Genomic DNA, 26,619 nt, shown 5'->3' on the forward strand with positions numbered 1-26,619 from the left:
GCGTAGTCGGCCTTGGTAGTCGACCGATTCCCACTCAGGACATGTACGACGAAATTCTGTTCCCGACCGACGGCAGCGAGGCATCGAAACGGACGTTCCCGCACGCGGTGAGTCAGGCGGAGGCCTTCGACGCGCGGGTCCACGTCCTCTACGTCGTGGACACGACGTACGCCGGTGTCGGCGCCGGCGGCAGCAAGAACGTCAACTCCCTCCGCGCCGAGGGCGAGGAGGTGATCGACGAGTTCGAGCGGCGGCTCCGCGACGAGGACCTCGACGTGGTCACGCGGATCGAAGACGGAGACCCACACACGAAGATCACGACGTACGCGAACGACGAGACCGACATGATTGTCATGGGGACGCGGGGACGCAGCGGGATCGAGAAGTACCTGCTCGGGAGCGTCACGGAGAAGGTCGTTCGGACCGCCGACGTACCCGTGTTCACGGTTCGGACTCCGGAATGATCGGTCCGCAAGCGAGATGAACGAGCGAATCACGTCGGTGACCGCGTCCACCACGCTGGAGTTCGTCGACGGGGCGGCCGTCGGCTACGACTGGACCGAGGACGGCACGGGCGTGTTGAACGTCACTACCTCCGACGAGCGGCCCGACCGCGTCGAACTGCAGTTCGAACTCGACGGCCTCGACGTCGACCGGCTCCCGAACCACGCCGACCGGGTCGATCTCACGCCCGAGCAGGCCCGGACGGTCGCTGCCGCGCTGACGCGGTACGCGGACCGGGTTGAGGGAGACGGTTCGGAGTGACGAGCAGAGGGGCCGCGAAGCGAGCGAGTCGCACCGCCACGCGATCGTTTAAGCCCGATCGCGGCCTCTCGCCGGTATGAGCGCTCTCGACGACGATGCGTACCGCGCGTTCCGCCGCGACCTGCACCGCCACCCTGAGCCGGCGTGGCGCGAGTTCTACACCACCGCCCGGATCGTCGAGGAGCTCCGCGAGCGCGACCTCACGGCCCTGCACGTCGGCCCCGACGCGCTGGCGACCGACGACCGCATGAACGTCCCCGACGACGAGGATCTGGCCGACTGGGAGCAGCGAGCGCGCGACGCGGGCGCGGACCCGGAGATCGTCGACCGGCTCTCGGGCGGGTACACCGGCTGCGTCGCGGTCGCCGATCGCGGTCCCGGCCCGGTGGTCGGGCTCCGAGTCGACATCGACGCGCTCCCGGTGACCGAGTCCGACGACGCCGACCACGTCCCCGCAGCCGAGGGGTTCCGGTCGGAGCGCGAGGGGTACATGCACGCGTGCGGCCACGACGCGCACGCGACGATGGGGCTCGGTGCCCTCGACGCGGTGCTCGACTCCGACTTCTCGGGTACGCTCAAGGTGTTCTTCCAGCCGGGCGAAGAGCAGGTCGCGGGCGGCAAGCCGATGGCGGAGTCGGGACATCTCGACGACGTGGACTACCTGTACGCGGTCCACGTCGGCTTAGATCACCCCTCGGGCGAGATCGTCTGCGGCGTCGACGGGTTCCTCGCCGTGCGGCACTTCCTCGCGGAGTTCACCGGCGAGCCGTCGCACGCTGGCGCGCGACCCGAACAGGGACGGAACGCGGTGCAGGCGATGGCGGCGGCGGTCCAGAACCTCTACGCGATCCCCCGCCACGCCGACGGCCCGACCCGGGTGAACGCCGGGATCGTCGGCGGCGGCACGGCGACGAACGTCATCCCCGAGGAGTCGCTCATCGAGGGCGAGCTCCGGGGCGCGACGACCGAACTGGCGGAGTACATGTCCGACCACGCCGACCGGATCCTGGAGTCGGCCGCCGGGATGCACGACTGTGAGGTCGCGGTCTCGACGAAGGGGGAGGCGCCGAGCGCGACGAGCGACGACGCGCTCGCCGGGATCGTCGGCGAGGTCGCCGGCGGCGTCGCCGGCGTCACCGAGATCGTCGACCGCGCCGATCTGGGCGGCTCCGAGGACGCCACCTACCTGATGCAGTCGGTCCAGCGGCGCGGCGGGCTCGCCTGCTACGTCGGCGTCGGCACCGACCATCCCGGCGGCCACCACACGAGCACGTTCGACGTGGTCGAAGGCGACATCGCGGTCGGAATCGACGTGCTCGCGGGCGCGATCCGGACGGTCGCCGAGACGCGGCCCTGAAGCGGGAGAAGCGGTGCAGCGGAGAATCGGAACTTCGTTGTTTCCGACTGAATCGTTCACTGGAGCTCTATCGCTTCCCGCTCGATAGCGGGAATGAGTATTGCAGATCGTCGGTGGCAGGAGCATATTTAAAAAGACTTGAGCGACAGCGACGATCGCTTATAAATGAACACGGCAGTGGCGCGCCCCGGTGAGCGGCCCAGTGGGCCGCTCACCGACGGTGCGAGGGAGTCGGGCGCCCGAAGCAACGCGGAGGGCGGCCGACGAGGCTGGGGAGGTGAGAGGTGCGGTCGCGGTGCCGGGTGGGACTCAAAGGGGCAGCCGCTGCGGGCGGCGCAGGCGACGGAAGCACCGCAGCGAAGGAGCGATAGCGACTGAGTGAGGAGCGCAGCGAGCGTGCGCCGCCCGCAGCGGCTGGGGCTTTGGAGGTCTTCACCGCAGCAGCATGGATCACGGATAAACAGCCGACAGCAACACCACTCGATCACGTATAAACAGCCACTCACCTAACTCGCTATACCCACTCCCATCGTCAATCACACCGGTTCCCGTACGAGTCTGATCGTCGAGCGAGGCGATGGTTTATGAGGCGGGCGCCACCTCTCACGGGTATGAGCGAGGAGGAGACGATCCACGTCGCGGACGTCAGCGAGGGGATCGGCGGCGACGCGACGGCGGAGCCGGGCTCGCCGGTGGAGCTCCCGGTCGTCGACGTGCTCACCGGCCGATCGTTTATTACCGGCAAAAGCGGGTCCGGCAAGAGCAACACCGCGTCCGTCGTCATCGAGAACCTCCTCGACAACGGGTTCCCGGTGATGATCGTCGACACGGACGGGGAGTACTACGGGCTCAAGGAGGAGTACGAGATTCTCCACGCCGGCGCCGACGACGAGTGCGACATCGTCGTCTCCCCGGAACACGCCGAGAAGCTCGCGACGCTCGCGCTGGAACAGAACGTCCCGATCATCCTCGACGTCTCCGGCTACCTCGAGGAGGACACCGCCAACAAGCTGATCTTGGAGGTCGTCAAACAGCTGTTCGCCAAGGAGAAGCGCCTGAAGAAACCCTTCCTGCTCGTGATCGAGGAGTGCCACGAGTACATCCCCGAGGGCGGCGGGATGGACGAGACGGGCAAGATGCTGATCAAGGTGGGTAAGCGCGGCCGGAAACACGGCCTCGGCATCGTCGGGATCAGCCAGCGTCCGGCCGACGTGAAAAAGGACTTCATCACCCAGTGCGACTGGCTCTGCTGGCACCGGCTCACGTGGGACAACGACACGAAGGTCGTGGGACGTATCTTGGGCTCGAAGTACGCCAGCGCCGTCGAGGACCTCGGCGACGGCGAGGCGTTCCTGATGACCGACTGGGACGAGTCGATCCGTCGGATCCAGTTCCACCGCAAGCAGACGTTCGACGCGGGCGCGACGCCCGGGCTCGACGACTTCGAGCGCCCGGAACTCAAGTCGGTCTCGAGCGACCTCGTGGGCGAGCTCCAGTCGATCTCCGACGAGAAGGAGCGCCGCGAGTCCGAGATCGCCGACCTCAAACAAGAGCTCGAGAAGCGGGACCAGCGGATCGCCGAGCTCGAGGGCGAGTTGGAAGAGGCCCGCGACCTGAGCAACATGGCCGACCAGTTCGCGCAGGCGCTCCTCGGGAAGGCCGAGGCGCCCTACCGAGGCGGGGGCGGCGGACCCATCGCCGGCGGGGGCGGCTATCCCGGAAGCGACGAGGGTGAGGACGGCGACCAGTCCGTGCTCAAGTCGTACGACGAGGCGGTCGCCGCGACCGAGAGCGACGGGGACGCCGCGACGGAGAACGACGGGGACGCCGCGACCGAGGGCGCCGGCGGAACGCCGACCGACGGGGAGGCTTCGACCGACGACGGCGGTATCGAGGTCGACGCGGACGCCGACGCAGACGACGCCGACGGGTCGATCCCCGCCGCCGAGGTCGACGATCCCGTCGACGACGTGGACCCGGTCACGCGCGCCGACGTGGCCGAGAGCGCGCTCCGGTTCGACGACGCGGTCGAACTCGGCACCCGCGAGGCCGTCATCGAGGAGCTCCGGAGCCGGATCGAATCGCTCCCGGATCTCTCGCAGGGGATGCTCCGTCACTACCGCCGCGAGGGCGTCAGCGACCCCGTCGCGGCCCATATCGACGCCGGCGGCGACGGCGACTCCGGCCACGCGTACAGCCGCCACCGACCGGTCCGCCGGGCGGGGCTCATCCGCCACGCCGGCAGGGGCCACTACGCCTACGCAGTCCCAGACCTGATCCGCGAGGCGTACGCCGATCGGCTCGACGAGGAGAGCGTCCGCGAAATCGTCCGCGCCGTCGAGACCGCCTTCGTCCCGCCGGCCGAGCGGAGCTACCCCCCGGACGCGGATCCGGCGGCAGTCACCGGGGACTCCGACGGCTCGACCGCCGCTGACGGCGTTACTCCGCCCGGATATTCGGACGAGATCGCTGACGGTGCCGATGCGACCGATGAGACCGTGGACGACGAGAACGACGTGGCCGACACGCCCGGAGCGGACTCGATCCTCGACGGTCTCGTCGAGAATACGGGGCAAACGGGCTCGGAATCGCGCGGGACGGACGCGGACGGCGACGCCAATCCGAACTCCGAAGGGGACCAGAGCGGTTCGGAGCTAAGCGAGGCTGCACGTCGGATCGCCGAGCGGTCGGTCCGCGACGAGTAGCCGGCGCCGCCGCGGGCTTCTCACCAGCCACCGGGGATCCACCGAGAGAGAACGGATCTGACGGTGCGTGAGGAACGCCCCGAAGCTGGTTCCTCCTGCTCGTCGAGCTGTTGGTTCTTCCTGGTGAGAACCCGTTCGTACTGCTCGATAACGTGTTCTAAGCGTTGCTCCGTCTGTTCGAGTTCCGACTCGAGCGCTCCGACTTCCGCTTCGAGGCGTCGAACCTCGCGTTGCGCGGCGACGGTTCGTTCGGGAGGAGCGGCGCGTTCGGTGCCGTCAGGCCGCCGGTCCGCGCTACTTATCGATGCGTTCGGCGCCGTTCGAGCCGCCTGCTGCTCGTTCCAGTTCCATTCTTCCTGGCCGTTCACGCTCTCTACGGGGAGATCAGAGATCATGTGTCAAGATGTCAAACACCACGCCAATGAATATAAAAACCAGTCAGACGAGCGGCATGCTCGCGTCCGATCACCTCACTCTGGGCGGTTCTAACTATGAATATTTGAACAAGTCAGTTATAGACACTCTGAATCAGAATATCTCAAAATATAATTTGATAGACTTTAGTGAAAGAAGATTCTAGAGAATATATGTCCTATTATTCTTCCCAGACTGTTTCAGATAAGCCTTAATTAAGGATATAATACCTCATTCGGGAGAAGATATAAGTTAGGAAGCGGGGTGGTGCTACACGTCATGAGGCATGGAGACATTTCGTCATCGGGTGACGCAGTTGGCGTCGCAGTTCACCAGACTGCTGCACCGAGCCCAGATTCGAAAGAGGAAGTACTAGAACAGTGCGAGAACATCGCCGACAAGATAGAGGGCATGAAAACCGGGGCACCCGGTCTAGACCTCGTCATCTTCCCGGAGTACTCCACGCAGGGAATCACGTATGATGAGGACCTTATGATGGAGCTGGCGACGGAGGTTCCGGGACCGGAAACGGAGATCTTCTCACGAGCGTGCAGGGAGAACGATGTGTGGGGCGTCTTCTCGATCACGGGAGAAAAACACGAAGATCATCCGGACCGTAACCCGTACAACACCCTTCTACTCATCGACGACGAAGGCGAGATCCGGCAGAAATACCGGAAAATCATCCCGTGGACTCCCGTTGAAGGTTGGACTGCAGGTGACCAGACGTACGTTACGGAGGGTCCGAAAGGGCTGAAGATCAGCCTCATAATCTGCGACGACGGGAATTATCCCGAGATATGGCGAGATTGCGCGTACAAGGGTGCCGAACTCGTTGTACGCTGTCAGGGATACATGTATCCCGCAGCAGAGCAGCAGGAAATCGTCGCCCGTAGTGCCGCGTGGTCGAACAACGCCTATGTGGCGGTCGCAAACCTCGCCGGAAATGACGAGGTGTACTCCTTCTTCGGGAACTCAAACATCATCGGATTCGATGGCCGCGTTCTCGGAGAATGTGGCAGTAACGAAGACGTGTGGCAGTATGCGGAGTTGTCCGTGCCGGAGATCCGCGATGCGCGGGCGAACTGGCAGAGCCAGAACCACTTGTACAAACTGCTTCACCGCGGATACACCTCGACCGAAGACGCGGGGTTGGGAGACGGGGAAGCCGAGAATCCCTTCGACTTCTACGACGACTGGGTGAATAACCCGGGGAAAACCGAAGAGAACATCGAGCAACTCACTCGGTCGACGACTGGAACCCCGGATGCACCTGTCGAGGGACTCTCGATGGAAAAGATGGACGCACCGAGTGACGACGACTGATTCACTCGACGGACCCCCGATGGCTGAAGTCGACGAGGCGTTACAGCTGAGTCTCGGCCTCGACTGAGCGACCGGCTCTCTCTTTGCTCTACCTTGTTCAAATGGGTGAAATTCACCATACACACTATTGAAAAGATATTGTTGGAACCATCAGCGCCAACTTGATGGTAAGATTCTTTGTCTGTGGTAACATATTCTTCTCTATGTCAGCAGAAACGGATGCACAGGGGCGGCTGTACATCCCGAAAGAGGTGCGCGAGAAGTACGGTCAGAAGTATCACATCGTCATGTACGAGGACAGAATCGAGCTGATCCCGGTCGCGGGCGATCCACTCGCCGCTGTCCGCGAAGCGGCGGGTGAGCTTCACGATGCGTCCGTCGAGGAAATCAGGGGAGACATCGAGGCGGAGGCGAAAGACGAAGCTGCGGAAGCCGGCAGCGACAGATGACGGTGTACGTCGAGACGGATTTCCTGCTCGCACTCGCCAAAGATACCGATTGGTTACAAAGCTCGGCAGAGGACGCCCTCGATGAGTACGACGTCGAAACGTCATCGTTCTCGTACCTCGAACTCCTCCTCGCCCGGGAACGGTACGAGTTCGACTACGTTCCGCTGGTAGCAAACCTGCTCGAACTCGTCCCCGTGCGAAACGAGGAGGAGAAACAAGTCGTTCTGAAAGCCGTCAACTACTACGACGAGGGGATGACGTCGTTCGACGCGTTCCACGCGGCGACTGCGGAAACGCGTGGGATGGACGTGCTCTCGTCCGAGAAAGACTACGAAGATATTGAGGTCGAACGAGTCCCACTCGAACCGACCAACGAGAAGTAACAGATCTAGTCGAATTTGCTGGCTGCTCGTCGACCCCAAAATTTGCAAGGCGGTATCATGAATCGACGTGCTAACCCACTACGATGTAGATAGAGGCACTAGAGCACCTGTTATCTCGGCTATCGACTCTCTCTTTGTTCTACCTTGTTCAGCTCGATCAGCAGCCGGAAGATCGCTTTTACCAAGTTGGCGTCCACATCGAACTGCTCGGCGTTCTCGCCGGCGCGCTCCATCACGCGCTCCTCCTGACCCTCGTCGGTGGTGGGGAGGTCGCGCTCGTCTTTCACGGCCGCGACCGTGTCGGCGACGTAGGTCCGGCGGGCGATCAGTTCCACGATCTCGCGGTCGATGTCTTCGATCTCGTGCCGCAGTTCGTCGAGGCTTCGGTCCTCGGTGTTGGGTGTGTCGCTCATTGGTAGGTGGTGGGGTCGGTTGGTGATGTGCTCGCAGGTTCTCACTCGATGGTCGCGCCGTCGTTTCTGGTGGTGGTTCGCCGAAGGGTTCCGGGGCGGTCGCCCCACGCGTCGGCGACCGCGTCGAGGTCGGTCTCGGGGTCATCGGGGTCCGCGACGGCGACGACGCTCGGGCCGGTCCCCGACAGCGACACCCCGGTGGCGTGGGGCATCGCCTCGACCGCGGGGTCGGCGTCGAAGCCGAGCGCGGCGGAAAACGCGAGTCCGTTGACGGTCATCGCCTCGGCGTACCGCCCGTCGAGCGCGAGGTCGGCGACGAGATCCGCCATCGGCTCGACGGCCTCACAGCGGGCCACGTCCGCGTCAGCGCTGTAGGCGCGCTCGGGCGGGGTCCACACGAGGACGTTCCAGTCGACGGTCTCGCGCGAGCGTAACTCGTCTTCGCCGTTGTCGGTGACGGTCACGCCGCCGAGCATCGAGGCGGTCGCGTCGTCGAACGCGCCCGTGACCGTGACGCCCGCCTCGCGGGCCGCCCGGACGCCGAGCCGGCAGGCGTCGAGGCGGGTGACGTCGACCGTGGGGTCGTCCGAGTCGTCGCCGACGCCGTCCGCTTCGTCCCCCACCGTTAGCCCGAGCGCGTCGCAGGTCGCGAGCACGGTCGCGTTGGCGGCCGCGCTGGAGCTTTTGAGGCCCGCCGCGAGGGGAACGTCGCTGTCGGTCCGGACGGATCCCCCCTCGCCGTTGCCCCAGCGCTCGGTCGCGAGCGCGACGCAGCGCTCGATCAGGGCGGTGTCGGCGTCGGAGTCCTCGGCGATCTCGCCGCGCACGCCGTCGGCGTCCGAGTCGAGCGTCACCGTCGCGCGCGTCTCGACGCCGATACCGAAGGCCGCGCCGGTGCCCGTCGCGAGCGCGTTCAACACGGTTCCGGCGCCGAGCGCCGCTGCCCGTCCCTCCATGTACTCACGGCTCGCGAGCGCGGACAAAGAGGTAGCGATCACGGCGAGTCTCTCGGAGCGGTCAGAGTCGGGGGAGTGTGGGGGTACCGGAGTGTCACCGCACTCAGGCCGGCTCCGCGCGCCGAACCGCGGCGTCGATATCGTACCAGTCCGGGTCCGGTCGGGTGTGCGTCTCGCTGTTGGGGACGTATATCGTGGCTTCGAACCGCCGCATCCCGTCGTCGAACCGGTTTCCGGCGGAGAACGACTCGAGCGCGTAGTCGTATCCGACCGGCTTCCGGTCTCGCAGTCCCGTCGCGTACGCGTCCACGCGAAGCTCGACGGTCCCGTAGGTGAATCGTCCGGCGTTCTCCACCGTGATCTCCGCCTCCACCCTCGTCTGGGCCCCCTCGTTGGTCACGTCGACCACCTCGGCCTCCGTGACGACCAGTCCGGACCCGTCAGGACCGAGCTGATCGGTGGTGCCGTTGCCGTCGGCCTGATCGGCGGTCTCGCCGGCGTCGAGCGACTCGGGTGCGCCGTCGTCCGCGGAACCGCTCTCGGCGCTAGGTCCCGCGTCGGCGCTCTCGCTCGGCCCCTCAGCGCCCTCCTCGCTCGACTCCACGAGGCAGCCGGCAAGCAGGCCGGGAACGGCAGCAGCCAACACTCGCCGCCGAGAGAGGGGACGCGTCACGCTTCCCTCCACGTCGGCGAGCGCCCTAAACATGGGCGTCGGATCGTCCCGCGGTCGTGTCGGGTGAGGGCTCGGGCCGACATGGTCACCCCGTCACCGACCCGAGCACGCCGGTCACCGCGCCGACGACGGCGGCGACGACCGCGGTCGTGAGTATCGATCCGAACGCGTCCGCGATCCCGTGGGCCTGCGCCGCCGCCTCGCCCTGCGACGCGACGACGAGGACGACGACGACGAGCCCGTACGCCAGCGCGCCGAGCCCGCCCCCGAGCCCGCAGGTCGCGGCCGCCTCCCGCGCATCGTACGCCCGCGACCCGACGAGGACGCCGAGCACGCCGGCGAGGAGGGGCGCAAAGACCAGCGCGGCGGCGGTGACGGCGAGGTACGACTGCGCGACGAACACCGGGCCGAACCGCGCGGTTTCGCCGGTGGCCGCCGTGGCGAGCGCGGCCTCCGCCCAGCCGGTGGTCGCGGCGGCGACGAGGCCGACGCCGGCGCCGACGACCGCGAACACCGCCGCCGTGAGACCGACTCCGTTCCCGTTCATCAGACCACCGCCCACCCGTTCGCCAGCTGGCCCTGCCAGCCGGTTCGCTCCTCCCACGCGTCGCCCGAGAAGCCGGTCGCGAGCACGAACTCACCCGCCTGCACGACGTACCCGTACTGGACGCCGGCGTGCTCGTCGAACCCGTAGCGCTCGCCCTCGGCCTCGTGGTGGTAGAGGCGATGCCAGCGTGTCGGCCCCCGATACGTCGGCTCGTCGCCGTCGTCGTCAGTCTCGTTTCCTTCACCCTCACCGCCACCACTCTCCGCGGTCGCGTTCCCGGAGAAGTCGGAGCCCGATGCGGTGGCGTCGGGGTCGATGGGCGCGCGCCCCTCGGTCGACGCGGCGGCGATCGCCTCGCCGAGTCGGTCGCTCGCCGTCGCCGGGTCCGGGTACCGCTGGACGTACACGGGGACGCCGTCGAGTTCGTGGGCCCACCCCTCGAACGTCTGGCTCGGGCGGTTGCCGGCTTCGGGGCGGGTCGCGAACGCGACGAACAGCTCCGCGGTCCGGTCCTCGGCGCGCGGTATCGGCCCGAGGCGCGCGCGCAGCTCATCGCGTCGGGCCGCCCCGAACGCGCTTCCGTAGATCCGCGGGATCCGGTTTCGGTCGTACTCTTCGTCGTCGTACGGCTCGTGTGCGAACGTCGAGAACCCCCGATCTCCGAGTCCGAGCTCCGCGAACGCCTCGCCGCGGACCCGACGACCCTCGGCGTCGTCCTCTGGGAAGGGGTGCAGCAGGCGGTTCAAGAGGCGGTTATGAATCGGATCGCGCGAGAACGCCTCGTCGACGTAGGTCTCGGTGATGTCGGAGGCGAAGCCGCGGCGCATCCGCGAGAGCTCTTCGAGGAAGCGGTCGACGTCGCCGCGGGGAGCGAAGGTCCGCAGCGCCTCGACGTGGCGCTCGGTCCGCGAGACGATCCGGGAGCGGGGGTAAAAGTGCGGCTCCAGCGCGTCGGCGGCGGTGTCGGCGGCCGCGCGGCCGGCCTCGTCGAGCCGGTCGGCCATCTCGACGGTCACCGTGTCGTCCTCGTCGGCCGTGCTCCGGACGGCGTCGATGTCACTGACGACCCCGCGGATCGCGTTCCGATACGTCCGGATCGCCGACGGGTACTCGGTCGCGAACCAGACCGCGTCGTCGACGACGTTCCGGGTCGCCGCCGCGAGCGCCTCGTTCGCGACCGGCTCCGGATCGTCGCCGTCAGCCTGCTCCTCGTCGGCACCGTCGCTCTCGCCGTCGCCGCCGTCATCGCCGCCGGCCCCGTCGCCCGCGTTCGAGGGATCCTCGGCGTCCGCGTCGGGATACTCGACGCCCTCGACGCCGAGACACCCGGAGAGCCCGACGGCTGCGGCGGCGCCGACGCCCAACAGGCCCCGTCGCGTCCGTTGCATAGGGTACCCTCCCGGCGGAGGGCCCTTAAATGTAGCATCCCCGATTCTCGCGAGTGAGGCCGGCGGGGGCGACCGCGGCGATCCCCTCGAGCGCCGACCGCCGAGCGCGCCCCTTTTGAGGCGCGCGCACCGAACGACGCGTATGTCAGCACCCTCACGCAGCGACGTTCCCCCCACGTCGATCGGGATCGACCTCCGCGAGGAGGGCATCGTCGTCGAGTACCTCGACGGTCGGACCACCCTCTATCGCGGCGTCCCGGACGCCGTCGAGGGATCGGTGACCGCCGGTCCGGGCAAGGAGACGCACGTGCTCGTCACCGACCCGACCGAGACGGAGGGGGTGATGACGTACGTCAACGACTACAACACCGACGACGAGATCTTAGAGGACTCGGGCGTCGGCCGGGTCATGGTCGAGGACGGCGAGCGCGACGAGGTGTTCCCCGGCGTGATCGTCGGGCGGGAGGGTCAGCGCAACGAGGTGATCGCCGACCCCGAGGTCGCCGGCGGCCGCGTGTTCGTCTTCGTCGAGGACGGGTGGACGGAGGGGAGCTACGAGATCGTCGAGGCGCCGGCGGACGGCCTCGACGCGCATCGGTGAGCGATCGATGGGAACGACGGCGACGAGAGCGACCGCCGACGGGAACGACCGCCGGATGAAAACGACCGACAGACGAAAGTTCGGTCGGCGTCGATAACGGGTATGAGTGACGAGGCGGACGCCGACGACGAGGTGCTGCGCGCGAGCGACATCGGCGGCGAGGGGCCGCCGATCGAGGAGAAGCCCTACAAGATCGTCTTCGAGGCGAACAAGTGCTTCGGGGCGGGCAAGTGCGCCGAGGTCGGCGACAACTGGGTGATGGACGTACAGAGCGGCATGGCGAAGCCGCGGTCGTACTACATCGGCGAGGACGAACTGGAAGAGAACGTCCGCGCCGCGGAGGTGTGTCCCGCGAAGAAGGACCGGGGAGTGATCCACGTCGTCGACCGCCGGACCGACGAGGAGATCGCGCCGAATCCGCACGGCGACGGGACGCTCTCCGTGGACTGGTAGGGAGACAGAGTGGGAGTGCCGGGGCGCCGCCCCGACATTCGAAAGGGGTTTGACCCCGCCGCCGGAATCCGAATCCGCGCGGGGGTGGCTGAGCCTGGCCAAAAGCGGCGGACTTAAGATCCGCTCCTGTAGAGGTTCGAGGGTTCGAATCCCTTCCCCCGCATATCGCGGCGCTCACACACCGTGAGCGCCGCGTCTCGGACTAGAAAGGATTCGAATCAAGGAGGTCGCGCGCAGCGAAGCGAGCACGTCCGACTGTGGTTCGAATCCCTTCCCCCGGCATTGCTGTCGCGAGCACTTCGCGAGCGACAGCAGTCGGCACAGAAGGGATTCGAAGCAGGGAACGGAGCGAGCGCAGCGAGCGGAGTGAGTGAGGTTCGAATCCCTTCCCCCGCACTCCTGCTGCGAGCAACCCGCGAGCAGCGATCGGCGCTCCGGCTCAGTACTTCGCGTCCGCGCCGGTCGTCTCGTAGATCCGGTCCATGATCGCGTCGCGCTCGCTCGTCCAATTCGCCATCGCAGCCGGACTCGTGGGGTACGCGTCGTAGTGGCCGATCAGTTCGTCGGCGAGCGTCTTCGTCTGGTAGAAGTTCCGGATCGTCCCCCAGTAGCCGAAGCTCTTGACGGCCGCCTTCAGCTTCAAGCCGAAAGACATCGAGGTCGATCCCTCGTACAGGGCCTCCGCGAGCTTCTCGCCCGGCAGCGCCGCGAGCAGCCCCATCAGGTCGTCGACGTCGACCGCGGTCGAGAGCACGTTGTACACGTCGAGCCCGGCGTACCGGCCGCCGAAGTGGTCCATGACGCGGGTGTTGTACCGCCAGAGGTTCTCCTCGCTCACGTCGCCGTCGGAGACCGCCTTCACCGCCTGCTCGCCGGCGTACTTGCCCGCGTACGCCGCGCCCGCGATTCCCCCACCGGTGGTCGGGTTGACGTGGCCCGCGGCGTCGCCGACCGCCATGTACCCCGGCGCGACCGCCGAGTCGTACGGGCGTCGGGTCGGCAGCGCGGCGCCGAGCTTGTCTGTGACCTCTGCGCCCTCGAACTCGGGGCGGTTTCGGAGGTCGCGTTTCAGCGCCTCGACGAGCTGCATCGGCTCCTCGTTCATCTGGAAGCCGAGCCCGGCGTTGATCTCGGTCGCGGTCCGCGGGAAGTACCAGAGGTAGCCCGCGGCGCGGTCAGTCGCCTTGAAGACGAGGGCGTCGTCCCACTCGACCGGCTCCGGCACCTCGACGATCTCGCGGTACGCCGAGCAGAACTGCGAGTACCGGACGTTGGTGTCGAAGGTCGTCCCCTCGAAGTCGGCCTTGTCCTGTAACAGCGACAGCGATCCGGCGCCGTCGATGACGAGGTCCGCCTCGTAGGTGACCGGATCGCCCTTTCGCTTGGCGCGCAGCCCCGTGACCCGCCCGCCCTCGGTCTGGGTCACGTCGTTGATCACGGTGTCGTAGTGGAACTCGACGCCGGCGTCCTCCGCGCCCGAGATGATCTGCCGCCCGTACTCCCAGCGGTCGATGACGGCGAGCTCGCCCGGGACGGGGATTTCGAGGACGGTGTCCTCCTGCGGGATCTCGAAGCGCCCGTGGTCGACGCCGGTGTTCGTGAACGCCGGTTCGAGCCGCTCTTTCGGGATGGCCTCCGGGAAGGCGTCGGCGCCCTTCAGCGCGTCGCCGCAGGCAATGTGCCCGGCCTCCTCCGCGTCCTTCCGCTCGACGATGACGACGTCGAGCCCCTCGTTCGCGATCGTCGCGGCCGCGTAACAGCCGGCGGTCCCGGCGCCCGCCACGACGACGTCGTACTCGTCGATGCTCATACCTCGTGCGTGGTCGCCCCTGTGGCAAAACTCTTTGTTCCCGATTCGGTCGCTTTCGGACCGACACGAGCGCGGTGCGAGGGAAATACGGACGGGGAAGCGAAAACGGCGAGCGCGACCGGAGGAGACGAGTCGACCCTCAGTCCTCGGTCTCGTAGTGCTCGCCCGCGGCCTCCGGGAGCTGGGTGCGACCGACCAGCGCGAGGACGACGATCACGACGACGTATGGGATCGTCTGGACCAGCGTGTCCGGGACCGCGTAGCCGAGCTGCTGGAGCCGGATCTGGACCGCATCGAGCCCGGCGAACAGCACGCCAGCCCCGAGCGTCCCGACCGGGTTGTAGTTGCCGAACAGGTACGCCACGATGGCGATGAACCCCTTGCCCTGCACCATCGTCTCGCCGGACCCGACGAACTGGCCGATCGAGAGCGCGAGCGCGGAGCCGCCGACCCCGGAGAGCACTCCGGAGAGGAGCACGCCGGCGTGACGCACCTTCGAGACGGAGACGCCCACCGTGTCGAGCGCCTTCGGGTTCTCCCCGGCCGCCCGGAGGTGCTTGCCGAACGCGGTGCGATTCAGCGCCCACCACGACGCGATCGTTGCGGCGATGACCATGACGGCGGAGTACTCCCATCCGACGCTCGCGCCGAGATTTGGCGTGTTGACGCCGCCGAAGAACACCGTCGACATGAACGGCGCGAGCCCCAGCGCGATGAGCCAGACGGCGAGTCCCGCGATGATCTGGTCGGCCTTGAACTCGATACAGACGATCCCGAACACGCCCGAAAGCGCGGTCGACGCGGCGATTCCGGCGAGGAAGCCGACCCAGATCGCGGGCACGCCGAGCACCGCGTTGCCGATCCCGACGACCGAGGCGACGTAGACGGAGGCGAACGCCGAGATGATCAACAGCCCCTCCAGCCCGATGTTGATGACGCCGGACTTCTCGGCGAAGATCCCGCCGAGCCCGGCGAGCACGATCGGTGCCGCGAGCCGTGCCGTCGACGACGCGGTGCTCGCCGAGAAGACGATCCCCGAGAGGTCGCCCGCGACGGAGTCGGGGAACAGCGCCCCGAGGACCAGCAGCGCGCCGAGTACCCCGACGGTGCCGACGATCAGCGACCGCACGTAGTCGGACTCGATCAGGTCGTCGAGGATGGGAACCGTCACGTCCGCGAGCGGATTACGCATCGGCCTCACCCCCTCCGACGGCGGTCGCCTCGTCGTCCGTGCCCTCCGAGGTTGAGGCCGACCCACCGGGTCCGCCGGGACCGGTCGATCCCACGCCGACGTACCGGCCGGCCATCCGGAAGAACTCCGGCATGGCGACGAACAGGATGATGAGCCCGCGCAACACGCCGACGAGCTGGGTCGGCACGTCGGTTCGGAAGCCGATCTCCAGGGCGCCGCCCTTCAGCAGCCCGAAGAGGAACGCCGCCGGCAACACGCCAAGCGGGTTGTTGCCGGCGAGGATGGAGACGGTGATCCCGTCGAAGCCGAGCGCGGGGACCGACGCCATCCACCGCCCCTCGGACATCAACACCCACACCGAACCGCCGACGCCGCCGATCGCGCCCGAGAGCGTCATCGCCCGGACGGTCGTGGCCTTCGCGTTCACCCCGCCGTACTCGGCCGCGGCCGCCTGCACCCCGCTCGTGCGCAGGTCGTAGCCGAACGAGGTGTGCTCGACGAGGTAGTAGAGCCCGACGATGAAGCCGAGCCCGACGAGCAGCGCCAGCAGCGCGAAGTCGCTGGACTCCGGGAAGACCCACGGCAGGTACTGAGCGTGCTCGGGGACGTACTGGGTCGCGACGACCGACGAGCCCTCGGCGCGGAACACCTCCAGCACGAGAACGTACGCGATGTTCGCCGCGATGAAGTTGAGCATGATCGTCGTGATCACCTCGTTGGCGTCGGCGTACGCCTTCAGCGCGCCGGGGATCGCGCCCCAGAACCCGCCGCCGGCCGCGCCGGCGAGGGTGCCGACGACGATCAAGACCACGCCCGCGACGGGTCCTTCCGGGAGGAACGGCGCCGCGGCGAGCACGGTCAGCGCGGTCGCCAGCGCGCCGACGACGAGCTGTCCCTGCGTCCCGATGTTGAACAGCCCGGCGCGGAACGCGACCGCGACCGAGAGCCCGGTGAAGATCAGAAGCGTCGTCTCCGAGAGCGTCAGCCCGAGCGAGAGGTTGAACGGGGTCCAGTTGGGGTTGAACAGCCCCGGCTCGCCCACCGCGAACGGGTAGCCCAACGCGCCGTTGAACAGGACGAGGTACACCTCGACCGGGTCGTAACAGAAGCCGATCCCGGTGAGCGGCATCGTCCACGCCGCGGTGCTACACTGCGCGATCCGGCCGGAGACGAGAACGATGACGAACCCGACGACGATCGAGAGCAAGATCGCGGCGACGCTTATCAGGAGGCGCTCGGCGACCGATCGGTCGACGAACGGCGAGACGACCCGGCGGGCGATCGAGGGGACCTGGTCGGCGTCGCCCCCGCCCTCAGCCCCGGCGTCGGAGCGACTCACGCGTCCACCCCCCCGTCCCCGCCGTCATCGGCGGGATCGGTCGCGGCGTCGTGGACCGCGGCCCCCTCGACGGAGTCGTCATCGAGGGCCTCGCCGGCCATCAGCAGACCGATCTCCTCCTCGGTCACCGTGCCGGGGTCGACGACCCCGGTGAACTCGCCCTCGTGGATCACGGCGAGCCGGTCGGAGAGCCCCTGCACCTCGTCCAGCTTCGAGGAGACCAACAGCACCGCCTTCCCCTCGGCGCGCAGTTCGAGCAGGCGGTCGTGGAGGAACTCCGTGGAGCCGATGTCGACCCCCCGCGTCGGGTGCATCGCCACGACCAAGTCCGGGTCGCGCTCGAACTCCCGGCCCACGATGAATTTCTGCTGGTTACCCCCGGAGAGGGACTCCGCCTCGGCGTCGGCGTTCGGCGGGCGCACGTCGTACTGCTCGATCACGGACTCCGCGTGCTCCCGCGAGGCCCGCCAGTCGAGCCGACCGCCCGACGCGAACGGCGGGTCGTGCTGGCTCCCGAGGATGCCGTTCTCGGTCAGGTCGTACGACATCACCAGCCCGCGCTCCTGTCGGTCCTCGGGGATGAAGGCCATCCCGCGGTCGATGTGCTCGCGGCGGCTCTCGCCGGCCATCGGTTCGCCGAGGTAGGAGATCGACCCGTCTGTCGGCTCGCGCATCCCGGTGATCGCCTCGACGAGCTGCGACTGCCCGTTTCCGTCGACGCCCGCGATGCCGAACACCTCGCCCGCGCGGATCTCGAACGAGATTCCCGACACTGCCTCGACGCCGCGGTCGTCCTCGGCGTGGACGTCGGTCGCCTCCAGTACTCGGTCGCCCGGTTCCTGCGGCGTCGTCGCCGGGTCCATCAGCACCTCCCGGCCGACCATCATCTCCGCGAGCTCCTCGCGGGTCACGCCGTCGGTCGCGACCGTGCCGACGTTGACGCCGTCGCGGAGGACCGTGATGTCGTCGGCGGCCGACAGCGCCTCGCCGAGCTTGTGCGAGATGAAGATGATCGTCTTCCCCTGATCGGTGAGCTCCTCGAAGACGTCGTACAGGTCCTCGACCTCCTGCGGCGTGAGCACCGCGGTCGGCTCGTCGAGGATGAGCACGTCGGCGCCGCGGTACAGCGCCTTCAGGATCTCGACGCGCTGTTGGACCCCTACCGAGACGTCCTCGATCCGTGCGTCGGGGTCCACGTCGAAGCCGTAGCGCTCGCTCAGGTCGACAACCGCCTCGCGGGCGGCGTCCTCGTCGACGCGGAGCCCGCCCCACGTCTTCGGCTCGTTGCCCAAGACGACGTTCTCCCACACCGTCATCGGGTCGACGAGCATGAAGTGCTGGTGGATCATGCCGACGCCCGCGTCGATCGCGTCGCGCGGCGAGTCGAACGACTGCGGCTCGCCGTCGAGGAAGACGGTCCCCTCGGTCGGCTCGTAGAGGCCGTACAGCACGTTCATCAGCGTGGTCTTGCCGGCCCCGTTCTCGCCAAGGAGGGCGTGGACGCTCCCGCGCTCCACCGCGAGATCAACGTCGTCGTTCGCTACGACCCCGGGGAATCGCTTCGTGATGCCGTCCATGTGGACCGCCGGGTTCATTCACCCGTAACTCCGCGTCGGAGCCTAAAAGAGCGCGGATTCCCGACTGACGCGCTCGGAACTATCGGTCGATCGATCGGATCAGTGAAAAGTCGCGGGTCGCCGATCGCTTCGAACACCCCGCGATCGAGGTTCATCGCCGCCGTGCGGCGATCAGTCGCCCGCTGTCCGCCGCGATCAGTCGCGATCAGTCGCTCGCCGCGATCAGTTGCTCGTGGTCTCCGGGACTTCGATGTTCCCGTCGATGATCTCCTGGCGCGCGTCCGAGACCGCGGTCACGACCTCGTCGGGCACCTCGTCGCCGATCTCCTGGCCGTAGACGCACTCGACGCCGTTTGACTCCAGCCCGAGCGCGACGGTCTCGCCGCCCTGGTGGTCGTCGTCGATGACGTTCGAGATCGACTCGTACACCGCGGTGTCGACACGCTTCACCATCGACGCTAAGATCACGTCGGCGAACGACTCCTCGGAGACGGACTGGTCCTGGTCGACGCCGAACGCGAACCGGCCCTCCTCCTGTGCGGCCTGGAACACGCCGACGCCCGTCGCGCCCGCCGCGTGGTAGACGATGTCGGCACCGCTCTGGTACATCGACAGCGCCTGCTCCTGCCCGCCCGAGGGGTCGGCGTAGCTGCCGACGTAGCTCGTGGTGACGTCGACGTCGTCGGATGCGTAGTCGACGCCGGCCTCGAAGCCGGCCTGGAACCGGCGGATGACCGGGCTGTCGACGCCGCCGATGAACCCGACGTTCGTCGAGTCGGGCGCGGTCGAGCCCGCCCCCGCGGAGAAGTCGGTCTCGGTCAGGTTCGCGGCGAGTACGCCCATCAGGAACGAGCCCTCGTGCTCGCGGAACAGGTAGCTCGCGACGTTCGACTCCTCGACCACGGTGTCGACGACCATGAAGTCCTGGTCGGGGAACTGCGGCGCGGTCTCGGTGAGCGCGTCGCCCTGGTTGAACCCGATACAGGAGACCAGGTCGTAGTCCGGCTCCGTCGAGCTCGCGTAGCGCTGCTGGTACTGTCCGAACTCGCCGGTGCCGTCCGGCTCCGACTCGTCGTACTCGATGCCGAACTCCTCCTCGGCGTCGAGGATTCCCTGCTTGGCCGCGTCGTTGAACGAGTTGTCGCCGAGGCCGCCGTCGGAGTAGACGATGCCGACCGTCGCGGACGCGTCGGACCCGTCGGAGCCATCGGAGCCGTCAGAGCCATCGGAGCCGTCAGAGCCATCGGAGCTTTCGTTGCCGTCGGACCCGTCAGAGCCGTCCGAGCCGTCGCCGCTCGGGCCGCCGCTACAGCCGGCGAGGCCCACGAGGCCCGCCGCGCTCGCCGCCTTGAGGAACCGCCGCCGATCGAAGTCGGATGCCATGTCACCTACAACGGGGCGGGTACGCGGCATAAATTCGTCGCTCTCTCCGTCCCATTATAGAGACTAGAAGGCGAATACACCCGCCTTCAGGCGGGTGATGAAGCCGACATGGTGGGAAGCAATCCACCGGCCGAACGTCTGTTTTGAGTTTCACATACGGAGATTTAACTGACAGGCCGCTCTATACAGAGCTAGGAATCGGCCGGAACGGAGCGGATTCCGAACCGTCCTTCAGAGGCGGCCTGTCCGCCCGCGTAACGAGGCAGTATCTGAAAGGGCAGTCAGTGAACGCTACATCCTCGAAGGGTGTGTCTGTGCAGACTGCTCGAAGCGAGTCAGGCGATACCCCCAACTCCGGTGATGCCTGCCTGCGTTCCCGTGGCAAAAACAACACTGGGACGCCGTAGACGGTCGAGGATAGGGGTAACGGCCATTTGGCATGGCCAGCAGTCCACCAGTCCGACACTGTGGGACCACCCGTGCCCGAAAGGCCTGGTAGTCAACTGACTGGACTGTAAACCTGAAACTCCCACCGCTCGGGATTCCTCCGCGTTTACGCGGAGGAGGATGTCAATGCACGTTCGCGCTATACCGCGGAGATATCGTCGTCGATCCGCCGCGATCGATCGGGGATCGTACACATATTCGTGATTTATCAGGAACGATCGAAAAGGTTTGAAGACGACGGCTCTGTTGAAATCCTCTTCTTCAGACACATTATCGTCTGAAACAGCCGGTCGCTGAAGAGTGCTACCTACCCGAAAGCACATTAATATTGAATCAAGAGACAACGTATGGCAGGCCCTTCAAAAATTGTCGTGTTAACCGAACAAATCGGCAGGATCCTGTCCGGTGCGTTAGGGTGGATACTTGTGTTTATGGGCGTTCTGGGCTTTTTAATTAGCCTCAGTGGACTATTCTTCGGCCCGGAATGGAGAGGTCCGATTGGCTCGTTGGTCACCGCTAGTATATCGTTACTCGTGGTTGCTATCGGTATCTACGGAAACCCCCAATACAGAGAGCGAATTCACTCATCTCTTGGATAATCTGTACTGAGCGAGCCGTGAGTCCTCTGTACTGACCACATCCGGTCAGAATATATCATTTCCTGAGTATTTCAACAGAGCCGCCACAGATGGTCATGTCGTGTTGTATCTGAAGGAGAATGTTCAACAGAGACAAATAAACAGTTGCCGAAGGAATGTGTAGATAGATGGGAACGAGTAGTCAGACGGGGGGTAGCAAAACAATACCCGGAATGCTCAGAGAGTCCCGCGATTTCGTTTTGGCGTGTATTCTGAACTCTGCACTCATTCTTGGAGTGGTCGTATTTGAGTGGAGTCTTCTTGAAATCGCTGTCATCTATCTCATCGAGATAGCGATCATCAACCTCCTGTTCTTTTCTGTCGCGTTGTTCACGCCACAGTCCGTGGATGATCTCGATGGGGATTCTTGGGATGAAGAGCCCACTTCAATTCAGCCGATTGGTCTAATACCGCCGGTATACCGGCGGAATATCAACTACGTTTTGCGAAAGGCGGTTATCCCAGCTTTCATTCTTACAGTAATCATGACTCCTTTCCTTTCCGGTTATGATTTGGATTCAGGACTTCCCCTCTCAGTCGGGCTCACAATTGCTGGCATTATTTTCTTTCAGCTATCGCGCGTCTGGCGCTATTTCATCGTCAACCGGTTATATCAAGATAAATCGCCGGCAGACGCGATGGCCTTCGCGTTTGCTCCCGTCTTTGAGTTGTTTCTGATGTTGGTCTTTGTGGTTGTTCCCGTCAGCTTTGTGATTATCGGGACGGGTACCGATCTAGATTCACGGGCCGTGTGGTTGCTCTATTTAGTTCCGATGGGGGCGATCAGAGCGTGGATAGGGAGTTTAGACCCTCAGACAGACGATTTTAGTGTCAAATGGGATTAATATATGTGTAAATATCAGAGGATTTCAACAGAGCCAAGACGACCCGATATCGCCGGTGACGGAGCGGACGGCTACTCGGCGTCGCCGACCGCGGCCACCGCGTCCTCAACGACGGCCTCGACGTTCTCGGTCAGCTCGTCGACCGCGTCGCTCTCGGCGTACACCCGCACGTACGGCTCCGTGCCGGAGGGACGCACCAGCGTCCACGACGCGTCCGGGAACTCCAGCCGGACCCCGTGGTCGGTGTCGACCGTCGCGTCCGGGAAGGCGTCGGGCAGGGTCGTCTCCAGCCGGTACATCACGCCGGACTTGTCCGCGTCCGGGCAGTCGACGCTGACCTTGCGGTACGGGCGCTCCGTGATCGGCTCGCGGAGCGCGTCGAGTCCCGACTCAGCGACGAGGCGCGCGATCACCGCCGCCGACGCCACCCCGTCGATCCACTCGCCGAAGCCGACGTGAATGTGCTTCCACGGCTCGGCGGCGAAGACGACGCGGGTGTCGTCGCCGGGGGCGCTCGCCGCTCGCACCGCCGCGATGCCCTCGTGGAGCGCGCCGAGCCGGACGCGTTCGACTCGCCCGCCGGCCTCGCGAACGCGCTCGTCGATCCGGCCGGAGGCGTTCGGGGTCGTCACGACCACCGGGTCCGCGGCGTCGCTCTCGCGGGTGTACCGCTCGGCGAGCAGCGCCAGGACGGTGTCCTCGTGGACCACGTCGCCGTCGGCGTCGACGATGACGATGCGGTCGGAGTCCCCGTCGTGGCCGATGCCGAAGGCGAACCCCTCGGCGTCGCCCGCGGTCTCCTCGTCCTCGCCGTCCCCGCCGTCTGCGCCCGGGCGCCCCGGGCGCTCGATGCCCTCGTTGGCGTCGGCGACGAACGCCCGGAGGTCCCGCAGGGTTTCGGGGGTCGGCTTGCTCCCGCGACCGGGGAAGTGACCGTCGACGTTCCCGTTGAGCGTGACGACCTCGGCGCCCAGCTCCCGCAGGACGGCCGGGGTCGCGGGCGCGGACATCCCGTTCCCGCAGTCGACCGCCACCCGGAGGCCGTCGAGGTCGTCGCCGAACCCCGCCGCGTACGCGCGGACCGCGTCGAGGTAGCCGCCGAGGGTGTCGACGCGTTCGGTCTCGGTCCACTCGTCCCACGCCGCGGGCGGCTCCTCGCCCGCGACGCGCTCCTCGACGGCGCGCTCGGCCTCGCGGTCGAACTCGCTGCCGTCCCGGAACAGCTTGATCCCGTTGTCGGTCGGCGGGTTGTGCGAGGCCGTGAGCATCACGCCGTAGCGCCCCTGCGAGGCGTGCGCGAGCGCCGGCGTCGGCAGCCGCCCGGCGCGGAGCACCCGCACGCCGCCCGAGGCGAGCCCCGACTCCATCGCGGCCGCGATCGCCGGCCCGGTCACGCGCCCGTCGCGGGCGAGGACGATCTCGGCGGTCTTTCCGTCGTCTTCGGCCGATCGTACCTCGGCCGCAACCGCGCGACCGACGGCCAGCGCGAGATCGGGCGTCACGCGGGTCTCGGCGCTGCCGCGGATCCCCGCGGTTCCGAACAAGTCCATATCCGTGGTTTCGCCCGCGTTCCGTTAGAAGTCGTCGGTTGCGGGTCGCGAGCGGGGTCGGTCCCCCGCGACGGCCCCCACGGTTTTTAAATCGGCGGCGGACGCAGCCACGGCCGATGACCGACCGAACGCGAGCACACGTGTACGTCTCGGGACGCGTACAGGGAGTCTACTACCGCGCGACGACCCGCGACACCGCCCAAGAGAGAGGCGTCGACGGCTGGGTGCGAAACCTCGACGACGGGCGCGTCGAGGCCGTCTTCGAGGGGCCGGAGGCGGCCGTCGACGAGATGGTCGCGTGGTGCGAGACGGGGAGCAAGGCAGCCGACGTCGACGACGTCGACGCGACCTACGAGGAGCCGGAGGGACTGGACGGGTTCGAGGTTCGGTGGTGAGACGGCGGAGTCAGTCGTCGTCCGCGAGTGCTGCGGCGTCGCCCGGCGAGTCCCGCACGCCGAGTTCCTCTAACGCGCGCAACACCACGATCGCCTCGACCACGTCGCGCTCCTCGGTGTAGGGGTCGTCGACCGCGTCGAGCGTCGCCTCTGCCTCCGAAACGAGCCGCGACTCCAGTTCCGTCTGATCGGTTTCCGCCTTGGTCGCCGACAGCAGCGCCTCGTGGTCCTCGCGGAGGTCGAGCGAGACGTGCGCCGCGTTACAGCGCGAGAGCGGGTGCGTGTCCATCTCGATGGCCAGATCGCTCACGAGCTCCCAGTCGTCGGCGCAGAAACGGAGCGTCACCGTGCCCACCACGTCGCGCCACGCGATCGGCTCACCGTTCGCCATGAGCCGGATCGCCCGCGGCGGCACCGCGATCCGGGTGTGGGTGTCGTCGCGGCCGCACAGGCAACAGGGGGTGTTCTTCAGTCCGGCGTACACGCCGATCGGTAAGCGCCGGAGAAGTGTGTGCGTTTCGGCGGGAGTGCGCCTTTCGACCGCGCCGGGAGCGCCGTCGGCGAGTCGCGACCGCACAAAGCACATACACCGTCGGAGAATTGGTAGCGCTTATGGACCGCCCATCACCAAAACTTCTCGCAGCCCTCTGTCTGTTCGTCGTCGGAGTAGGTCTCGTTACCGCCGCCGCCGGCGACGCGACGGACCCAGGCCCGGTAACGTACGTGGTGGATCAAACTGACAGCGAGGTCCATCGCTATGCGGACCTCTCCGGGCCGACGCAGGACGTCGTCGACGCTGGCTCCGATCGCGGTGAAGTCGCGGTCGAGGATCTCCCGTCCGAGTTCCGGTCGGGGACTTGGAACTTCGTCAGGGACGGCGGCGAACTCGCGTGCCTACTCCCGACGGACGACACCGACTCGGGAGGGGTCAGCGTCGTGTTCCGCGACTGCGAGGGGTTCGCCTTCGAGTACGAGGAGCTCCCCGAACGGGGACAGCGTTTCTTCACGCTGGCGACGGAGACCGACGACGGCAGCGTCTCGCTCACGAGACCGATGCCCGAGGGATTCGACGCCGCTGCAGGCGACACCGGAATCGACATCGAGGAGGCTCCCGAGGAGGGAGGACTGTACTACGTGTTCGCGAACGAGCGCGTGTACGAGTTCACGGTCTACGGCCCGGGTCCGCTCGGCGGGCTCGGTGAGTTCATCTATGCCCTCTTCGTGGGTGCTCTCGGTCTCGCTCTCATCGTCGGCAGCGCGTACGGGTATCGGGTCTCGGCGGTTCACGCGCCGGCAGCCGCGGCGGTCGGTGCGAGCGTGTACCTCGTACAGCCGCTCGTGGAGGCCGCCGGGCTGCTCCGATTGTCGATACAACTTGACGGGTACAGCCCGTGGGGGGTCCCGTTCGTGATCGCTCTCGTGGTGGGTGCGGTGGCGTACGTGCTCCCGGACCTGTACGCGTTCGCGCGACGGCACGTGTGAAAGCGGCGCGGCGGCCACGCGACGCGGCGACACGATATATAAACCGTTCCGATCGCCTGCGCCGCTTATTTATAAATGAGGCGGTGGCGCGTGCCTGCGAGCGGCCGCCGAAGGCGGTCGCGAGTCAGCACGCGCGAGGGACGCCGCGAACGCCCGTAGGGCGTGAGCGGCGAGGTTGGGGAGGAGTGAGGTGCCGTGCGGTTGATGTGTGAAGGGATTCGGCGGGCACAAAACGTATTTCGAGGGCGTTCGATTCGACACACGCCCAACCGTTCCATCATCATGGCTCCGATTCCCTCTCCGGTCTCCGACCGGTTCCGCTCCGTCGAGATCCTCGTCGGCGTCTACTTGGTGGCCGTCTTCGGTCTCACGGCCGTCCTCGTGGGCGTGTGGCTCCCGATCGAGTGGACCGTGCCGACGCTGGCGGTCGTCGCTGCGGTGCTTCTCGTTCCCTTCTGGCCGGCGATCAGACGGGCGGCTCCGGGATCGACGCGGCCGAACTGACAGTCAGTTACTGCACTCGGCGAGCCACTCGTGGGCCCAGTCGTCGATCTCCTCGAACACGGGCGCCAGCGACTCCCCCTTCGGCGTGAGGCTGTAGTAGGTCGCCACGGGCGAGTCCTCCTCCAGCCGGCGGTCGACGAATCCGGTCTCCTGCAGGTCGTCGAGCACGCGCGAGAGCGTCCGGGCGTTCGCGTCTGTCTCGCGTTTCAGCTCGTTGAACCGGGACTCGCCGTTCAACAGCTCGTGGAGGACGACGAGTCGCCAACGCGAGCCGATCTGTTCGAGCGAGTCGACGACGGGACACGGCGTGTCCGGTGCCGAAGACGCGTCCGGGGGGGAAGATGCATCCGAGGCGGTAGACGTGTCCGTGTCGACCTCTGCGTCGGTCGTTTCCGCCGGATCGGAGCCGGCGAGTTCCTGCGATGACATCGGGGTTACCTACTAACGCTATTGTCCGGGAAGCGATAAATAGGTTACGTCCGTATACGTAGTTACATGATGTTAGCAGAAATCACGACGCTACCACTGCAGTTCGACGCTCCCCTCGCGGGCGAACTCTTCCTGATCGGTCGGATCCTGTTCGGCGCCACGCTCGCGTTCATGGGCCTGAACCACTTCATGGACCTCGACACCATGACCGGATACGCCGGGTTCAAGGGCCTCCCGGCGCCGCGCTTCTCGGTGGTCGCCTCCGGGCTCGTCCTCGTGCTCGGCGGGCTCGGCGTCGCGGCCGGCGCGTTCCCCGTCCTCGCGGCCGGCGCGCTCGCGGCGTTCCTGCTCGTCTCCGCCGTGACGATGCACGACTTCTGGTCGGTCGACGACCCGGAGGAGAAGCAGAGCGAGATGACGAGCTTCCTCAAGAACGTCTACGGCGCCGGCGCCGCGCTCGCGCTGCTGGCGGTCGGCGGCACCGCGTGGCCGTACGCGGTCGGCCTCGGGCTGTTCTGAGCCGTCGAACTGACGGATACTGACTCGCCTTCTCGACCACCCCTACCACTAACTGTCCCCCCGACAACCGATCACACAG

The 26,619-nt window shown here is 66.6% G+C and carries 28 protein-coding genes and 1 tRNA gene; 15 read left to right on the plus strand and 14 right to left on the minus strand.

Features of this window, described 5'->3' with window-relative positions:
* The first annotated feature begins 41 nt into the window (after positions 1-41).
* The 4 genes from ACP96_RS04130 (at position 42) to ACP96_RS04145 (ending at position 4,827) form a co-directional block, all read left to right on the plus strand.
* Positions 42-464: a universal stress protein gene (locus ACP96_RS04130; protein ID WP_050024071.1), complete on the plus strand. Its 423-nt coding sequence runs from the start codon at positions 42-44 to the stop codon at positions 462-464.
* Between the two features lie 16 nt (positions 465-480).
* Entirely contained in the window at positions 481-765 is a 285-nt protein-coding gene (locus ACP96_RS04135; protein WP_050024069.1) for a DUF6360 family protein, read from the plus strand.
* 76 nt (positions 766-841) lie between these two features.
* Complete coding sequence (locus tag ACP96_RS04140; protein ID WP_050032338.1) at positions 842-2,122, plus strand: amidohydrolase; 1,281 nt, start codon at positions 842-844, stop codon at positions 2,120-2,122.
* 611 nt (positions 2,123-2,733) lie between these two features.
* The gene (locus ACP96_RS04145) at positions 2,734-4,827 is read left to right on the plus strand and encodes an ATP-binding protein (protein WP_050032340.1); all 2,094 of its coding nucleotides are present in this window, start codon (positions 2,734-2,736) and stop codon (positions 4,825-4,827) included.
* A 20-nt stretch (positions 4,828-4,847) separates the two neighbouring features.
* Here the strand turns inward: ACP96_RS04145 and ACP96_RS04150 are convergent, their stop codons facing one another.
* Entirely contained in the window at positions 4,848-5,222 is a 375-nt protein-coding gene (locus ACP96_RS04150) for a hypothetical protein (protein WP_050024066.1), read from the minus strand.
* A gap of 298 nt (positions 5,223-5,520) precedes the next feature.
* Between ACP96_RS04150 and ACP96_RS04155 the strand changes: the two genes are divergently transcribed.
* The 3 genes from ACP96_RS04155 (at position 5,521) to ACP96_RS04165 (ending at position 7,399) form a co-directional block, all read left to right on the plus strand.
* Complete coding sequence (locus tag ACP96_RS04155) at positions 5,521-6,567, plus strand: aliphatic amidase (protein ID WP_050032341.1); 1,047 nt, start codon at positions 5,521-5,523, stop codon at positions 6,565-6,567.
* A gap of 203 nt (positions 6,568-6,770) precedes the next feature.
* Positions 6,771-7,016 carry an AbrB/MazE/SpoVT family DNA-binding domain-containing protein gene (locus ACP96_RS04160; protein ID WP_050024107.1) on the plus strand — a complete coding sequence of 82 codons (246 nt, stop codon included), beginning with the start codon at positions 6,771-6,773 and terminating at the stop codon, positions 7,014-7,016.
* Positions 7,013-7,399 carry a PIN domain-containing protein gene (locus tag ACP96_RS04165; RefSeq protein WP_050024063.1) on the plus strand — a complete coding sequence of 129 codons (387 nt, stop codon included), beginning with the start codon at positions 7,013-7,015 and terminating at the stop codon, positions 7,397-7,399. Before ACP96_RS04160 ends, ACP96_RS04165 begins: the two co-directional genes overlap by 4 nt.
* A gap of 119 nt (positions 7,400-7,518) precedes the next feature.
* Here the strand turns inward: ACP96_RS04165 and ACP96_RS04170 are convergent, their stop codons facing one another.
* The 5 genes from ACP96_RS04170 to ACP96_RS04190 all read right to left on the minus strand — a co-directional run bounded on the left by ACP96_RS04170 (position 7,519) and on the right by ACP96_RS04190 (position 11,376).
* The gene (locus tag ACP96_RS04170) at positions 7,519-7,812 is read right to left on the minus strand and encodes a chorismate mutase (RefSeq protein ID WP_050024061.1); all 294 of its coding nucleotides are present in this window, start codon (positions 7,810-7,812) and stop codon (positions 7,519-7,521) included.
* 41 nt (positions 7,813-7,853) lie between these two features.
* Positions 7,854-8,768 carry a shikimate kinase gene (locus ACP96_RS04175; protein ID WP_050032343.1) on the minus strand — a complete coding sequence of 305 codons (915 nt, stop codon included), beginning with the start codon at positions 8,766-8,768 and terminating at the stop codon, positions 7,854-7,856.
* A gap of 103 nt (positions 8,769-8,871) precedes the next feature.
* Positions 8,872-9,474 carry a hypothetical protein gene (locus ACP96_RS04180; protein ID WP_237561610.1) on the minus strand — a complete coding sequence of 201 codons (603 nt, stop codon included), beginning with the start codon at positions 9,472-9,474 and terminating at the stop codon, positions 8,872-8,874.
* Between the two features lie 52 nt (positions 9,475-9,526).
* Positions 9,527-9,988, minus strand: a complete 462-nt coding sequence (locus ACP96_RS04185; RefSeq protein ID WP_050032372.1) for a hypothetical protein — start codon at positions 9,986-9,988, stop codon at positions 9,527-9,529.
* Entirely contained in the window at positions 9,988-11,376 is a 1,389-nt protein-coding gene (locus ACP96_RS04190) for a hypothetical protein (protein ID WP_050032344.1), read from the minus strand. Before ACP96_RS04190 ends, ACP96_RS04185 begins: the two co-directional genes overlap by 1 nt.
* A 142-nt stretch (positions 11,377-11,518) precedes the next feature.
* Between ACP96_RS04190 and ACP96_RS04195 the strand changes: the two genes are divergently transcribed.
* The 3 genes from ACP96_RS04195 (at position 11,519) to ACP96_RS04205 (ending at position 12,593) form a co-directional block, all read left to right on the plus strand.
* Entirely contained in the window at positions 11,519-11,977 is a 459-nt protein-coding gene (locus tag ACP96_RS04195) for a DUF5796 family protein (protein ID WP_050024505.1), read from the plus strand.
* Positions 11,978-12,079: 102 nt separating this feature from the next.
* Entirely contained in the window at positions 12,080-12,430 is a 351-nt protein-coding gene (locus tag ACP96_RS04200) for a ferredoxin (RefSeq protein ID WP_050024507.1), read from the plus strand.
* Positions 12,431-12,508: 78 nt separating this feature from the next.
* Positions 12,509-12,593: transfer RNA gene (locus ACP96_RS04205), tRNA-Leu, on the plus strand.
* 276 nt (positions 12,594-12,869) lie between these two features.
* On the opposite strand, the gene ACP96_RS04210 is transcribed toward ACP96_RS04205, so the two are convergent.
* The 5 genes from ACP96_RS04210 to ACP96_RS04230 form a co-directional block, all read right to left on the minus strand.
* Positions 12,870-14,240 (minus strand): geranylgeranyl reductase family protein, encoded by a 1,371-nt coding sequence (locus ACP96_RS04210; RefSeq protein WP_050024509.1) that lies wholly within the window; start codon positions 14,238-14,240, stop codon positions 12,870-12,872.
* Positions 14,241-14,379: 139 nt separating this feature from the next.
* Positions 14,380-15,432, minus strand: a complete 1,053-nt coding sequence (locus ACP96_RS04215; RefSeq protein ID WP_050024511.1) for an ABC transporter permease — start codon at positions 15,430-15,432, stop codon at positions 14,380-14,382.
* A complete protein-coding gene (locus ACP96_RS04220) occupies positions 15,425-16,771 on the minus strand; it encodes an ABC transporter permease (protein ID WP_050032345.1) in 1,347 nt (448 codons plus the stop codon). Before ACP96_RS04220 ends, ACP96_RS04215 begins: the two co-directional genes overlap by 8 nt.
* The gene (locus ACP96_RS04225) at positions 16,768-18,366 is read right to left on the minus strand and encodes an ABC transporter ATP-binding protein (RefSeq protein ID WP_050024515.1); all 1,599 of its coding nucleotides are present in this window, start codon (positions 18,364-18,366) and stop codon (positions 16,768-16,770) included. The genes ACP96_RS04220 and ACP96_RS04225 overlap by 4 nt, the downstream gene beginning before the upstream one ends.
* A gap of 204 nt (positions 18,367-18,570) precedes the next feature.
* Positions 18,571-19,731, minus strand: coding sequence for a BMP family lipoprotein (locus tag ACP96_RS04230; RefSeq protein WP_050032346.1), 1,161 nt, complete (start codon positions 19,729-19,731; stop codon positions 18,571-18,573).
* 1,213 nt (positions 19,732-20,944) lie between these two features.
* Here ACP96_RS04230 and ACP96_RS04235 point away from each other — a divergent pair.
* Positions 20,945-21,661, plus strand: coding sequence for a hypothetical protein (locus tag ACP96_RS04235; protein WP_237561611.1), 717 nt, complete (start codon positions 20,945-20,947; stop codon positions 21,659-21,661).
* A gap of 71 nt (positions 21,662-21,732) precedes the next feature.
* Here ACP96_RS04235 and ACP96_RS04240 read toward each other — a convergent pair whose 3' ends face one another.
* Complete coding sequence (locus ACP96_RS04240) at positions 21,733-23,211, minus strand: phosphomannomutase (RefSeq protein WP_050032348.1); 1,479 nt, start codon at positions 23,209-23,211, stop codon at positions 21,733-21,735.
* A 116-nt stretch (positions 23,212-23,327) separates the two neighbouring features.
* On the opposite strand from ACP96_RS04240, the gene ACP96_RS04245 reads away from it, so the two are divergent.
* A complete protein-coding gene (locus tag ACP96_RS04245) occupies positions 23,328-23,606 on the plus strand; it encodes an acylphosphatase (RefSeq protein WP_050024517.1) in 279 nt (92 codons plus the stop codon).
* Positions 23,607-23,616: 10 nt separating this feature from the next.
* Here ACP96_RS04245 and ACP96_RS04250 read toward each other — a convergent pair whose 3' ends face one another.
* Complete coding sequence (locus ACP96_RS04250) at positions 23,617-24,090, minus strand: hypothetical protein (RefSeq protein ID WP_050032374.1); 474 nt, start codon at positions 24,088-24,090, stop codon at positions 23,617-23,619.
* A gap of 128 nt (positions 24,091-24,218) precedes the next feature.
* On the opposite strand from ACP96_RS04250, the gene ACP96_RS04255 reads away from it, so the two are divergent.
* Together ACP96_RS04255 and ACP96_RS04260 are read left to right on the plus strand one after the other, a co-directional pair.
* The gene (locus tag ACP96_RS04255; RefSeq protein ID WP_050032349.1) at positions 24,219-25,088 is read left to right on the plus strand and encodes a hypothetical protein; all 870 of its coding nucleotides are present in this window, start codon (positions 24,219-24,221) and stop codon (positions 25,086-25,088) included.
* A 282-nt stretch (positions 25,089-25,370) separates the two neighbouring features.
* Positions 25,371-25,592 carry a hypothetical protein gene (locus ACP96_RS04260; protein WP_050032350.1) on the plus strand — a complete coding sequence of 74 codons (222 nt, stop codon included), beginning with the start codon at positions 25,371-25,373 and terminating at the stop codon, positions 25,590-25,592.
* Between the two features lie 3 nt (positions 25,593-25,595).
* Here the strand turns inward: ACP96_RS04260 and ACP96_RS04265 are convergent, their stop codons facing one another.
* The gene (locus ACP96_RS04265; protein WP_050024523.1) at positions 25,596-26,021 is read right to left on the minus strand and encodes a winged helix-turn-helix transcriptional regulator; all 426 of its coding nucleotides are present in this window, start codon (positions 26,019-26,021) and stop codon (positions 25,596-25,598) included.
* Positions 26,022-26,090: 69 nt separating this feature from the next.
* Here ACP96_RS04265 and ACP96_RS04270 point away from each other — a divergent pair, with 69 nt between their 5' ends.
* Positions 26,091-26,540: a DoxX family membrane protein gene (locus tag ACP96_RS04270; RefSeq protein WP_050032375.1), complete on the plus strand. Its 450-nt coding sequence runs from the start codon at positions 26,091-26,093 to the stop codon at positions 26,538-26,540.
* Positions 26,541-26,619 lie beyond the last annotated feature (79 nt).

Source organism: Halorubrum halophilum, assembly GCF_000739595.1.
In the GTDB taxonomy this organism is placed as follows: Archaea; Halobacteriota; Halobacteria; order Halobacteriales; family Haloferacaceae; genus Halorubrum; species Halorubrum halophilum.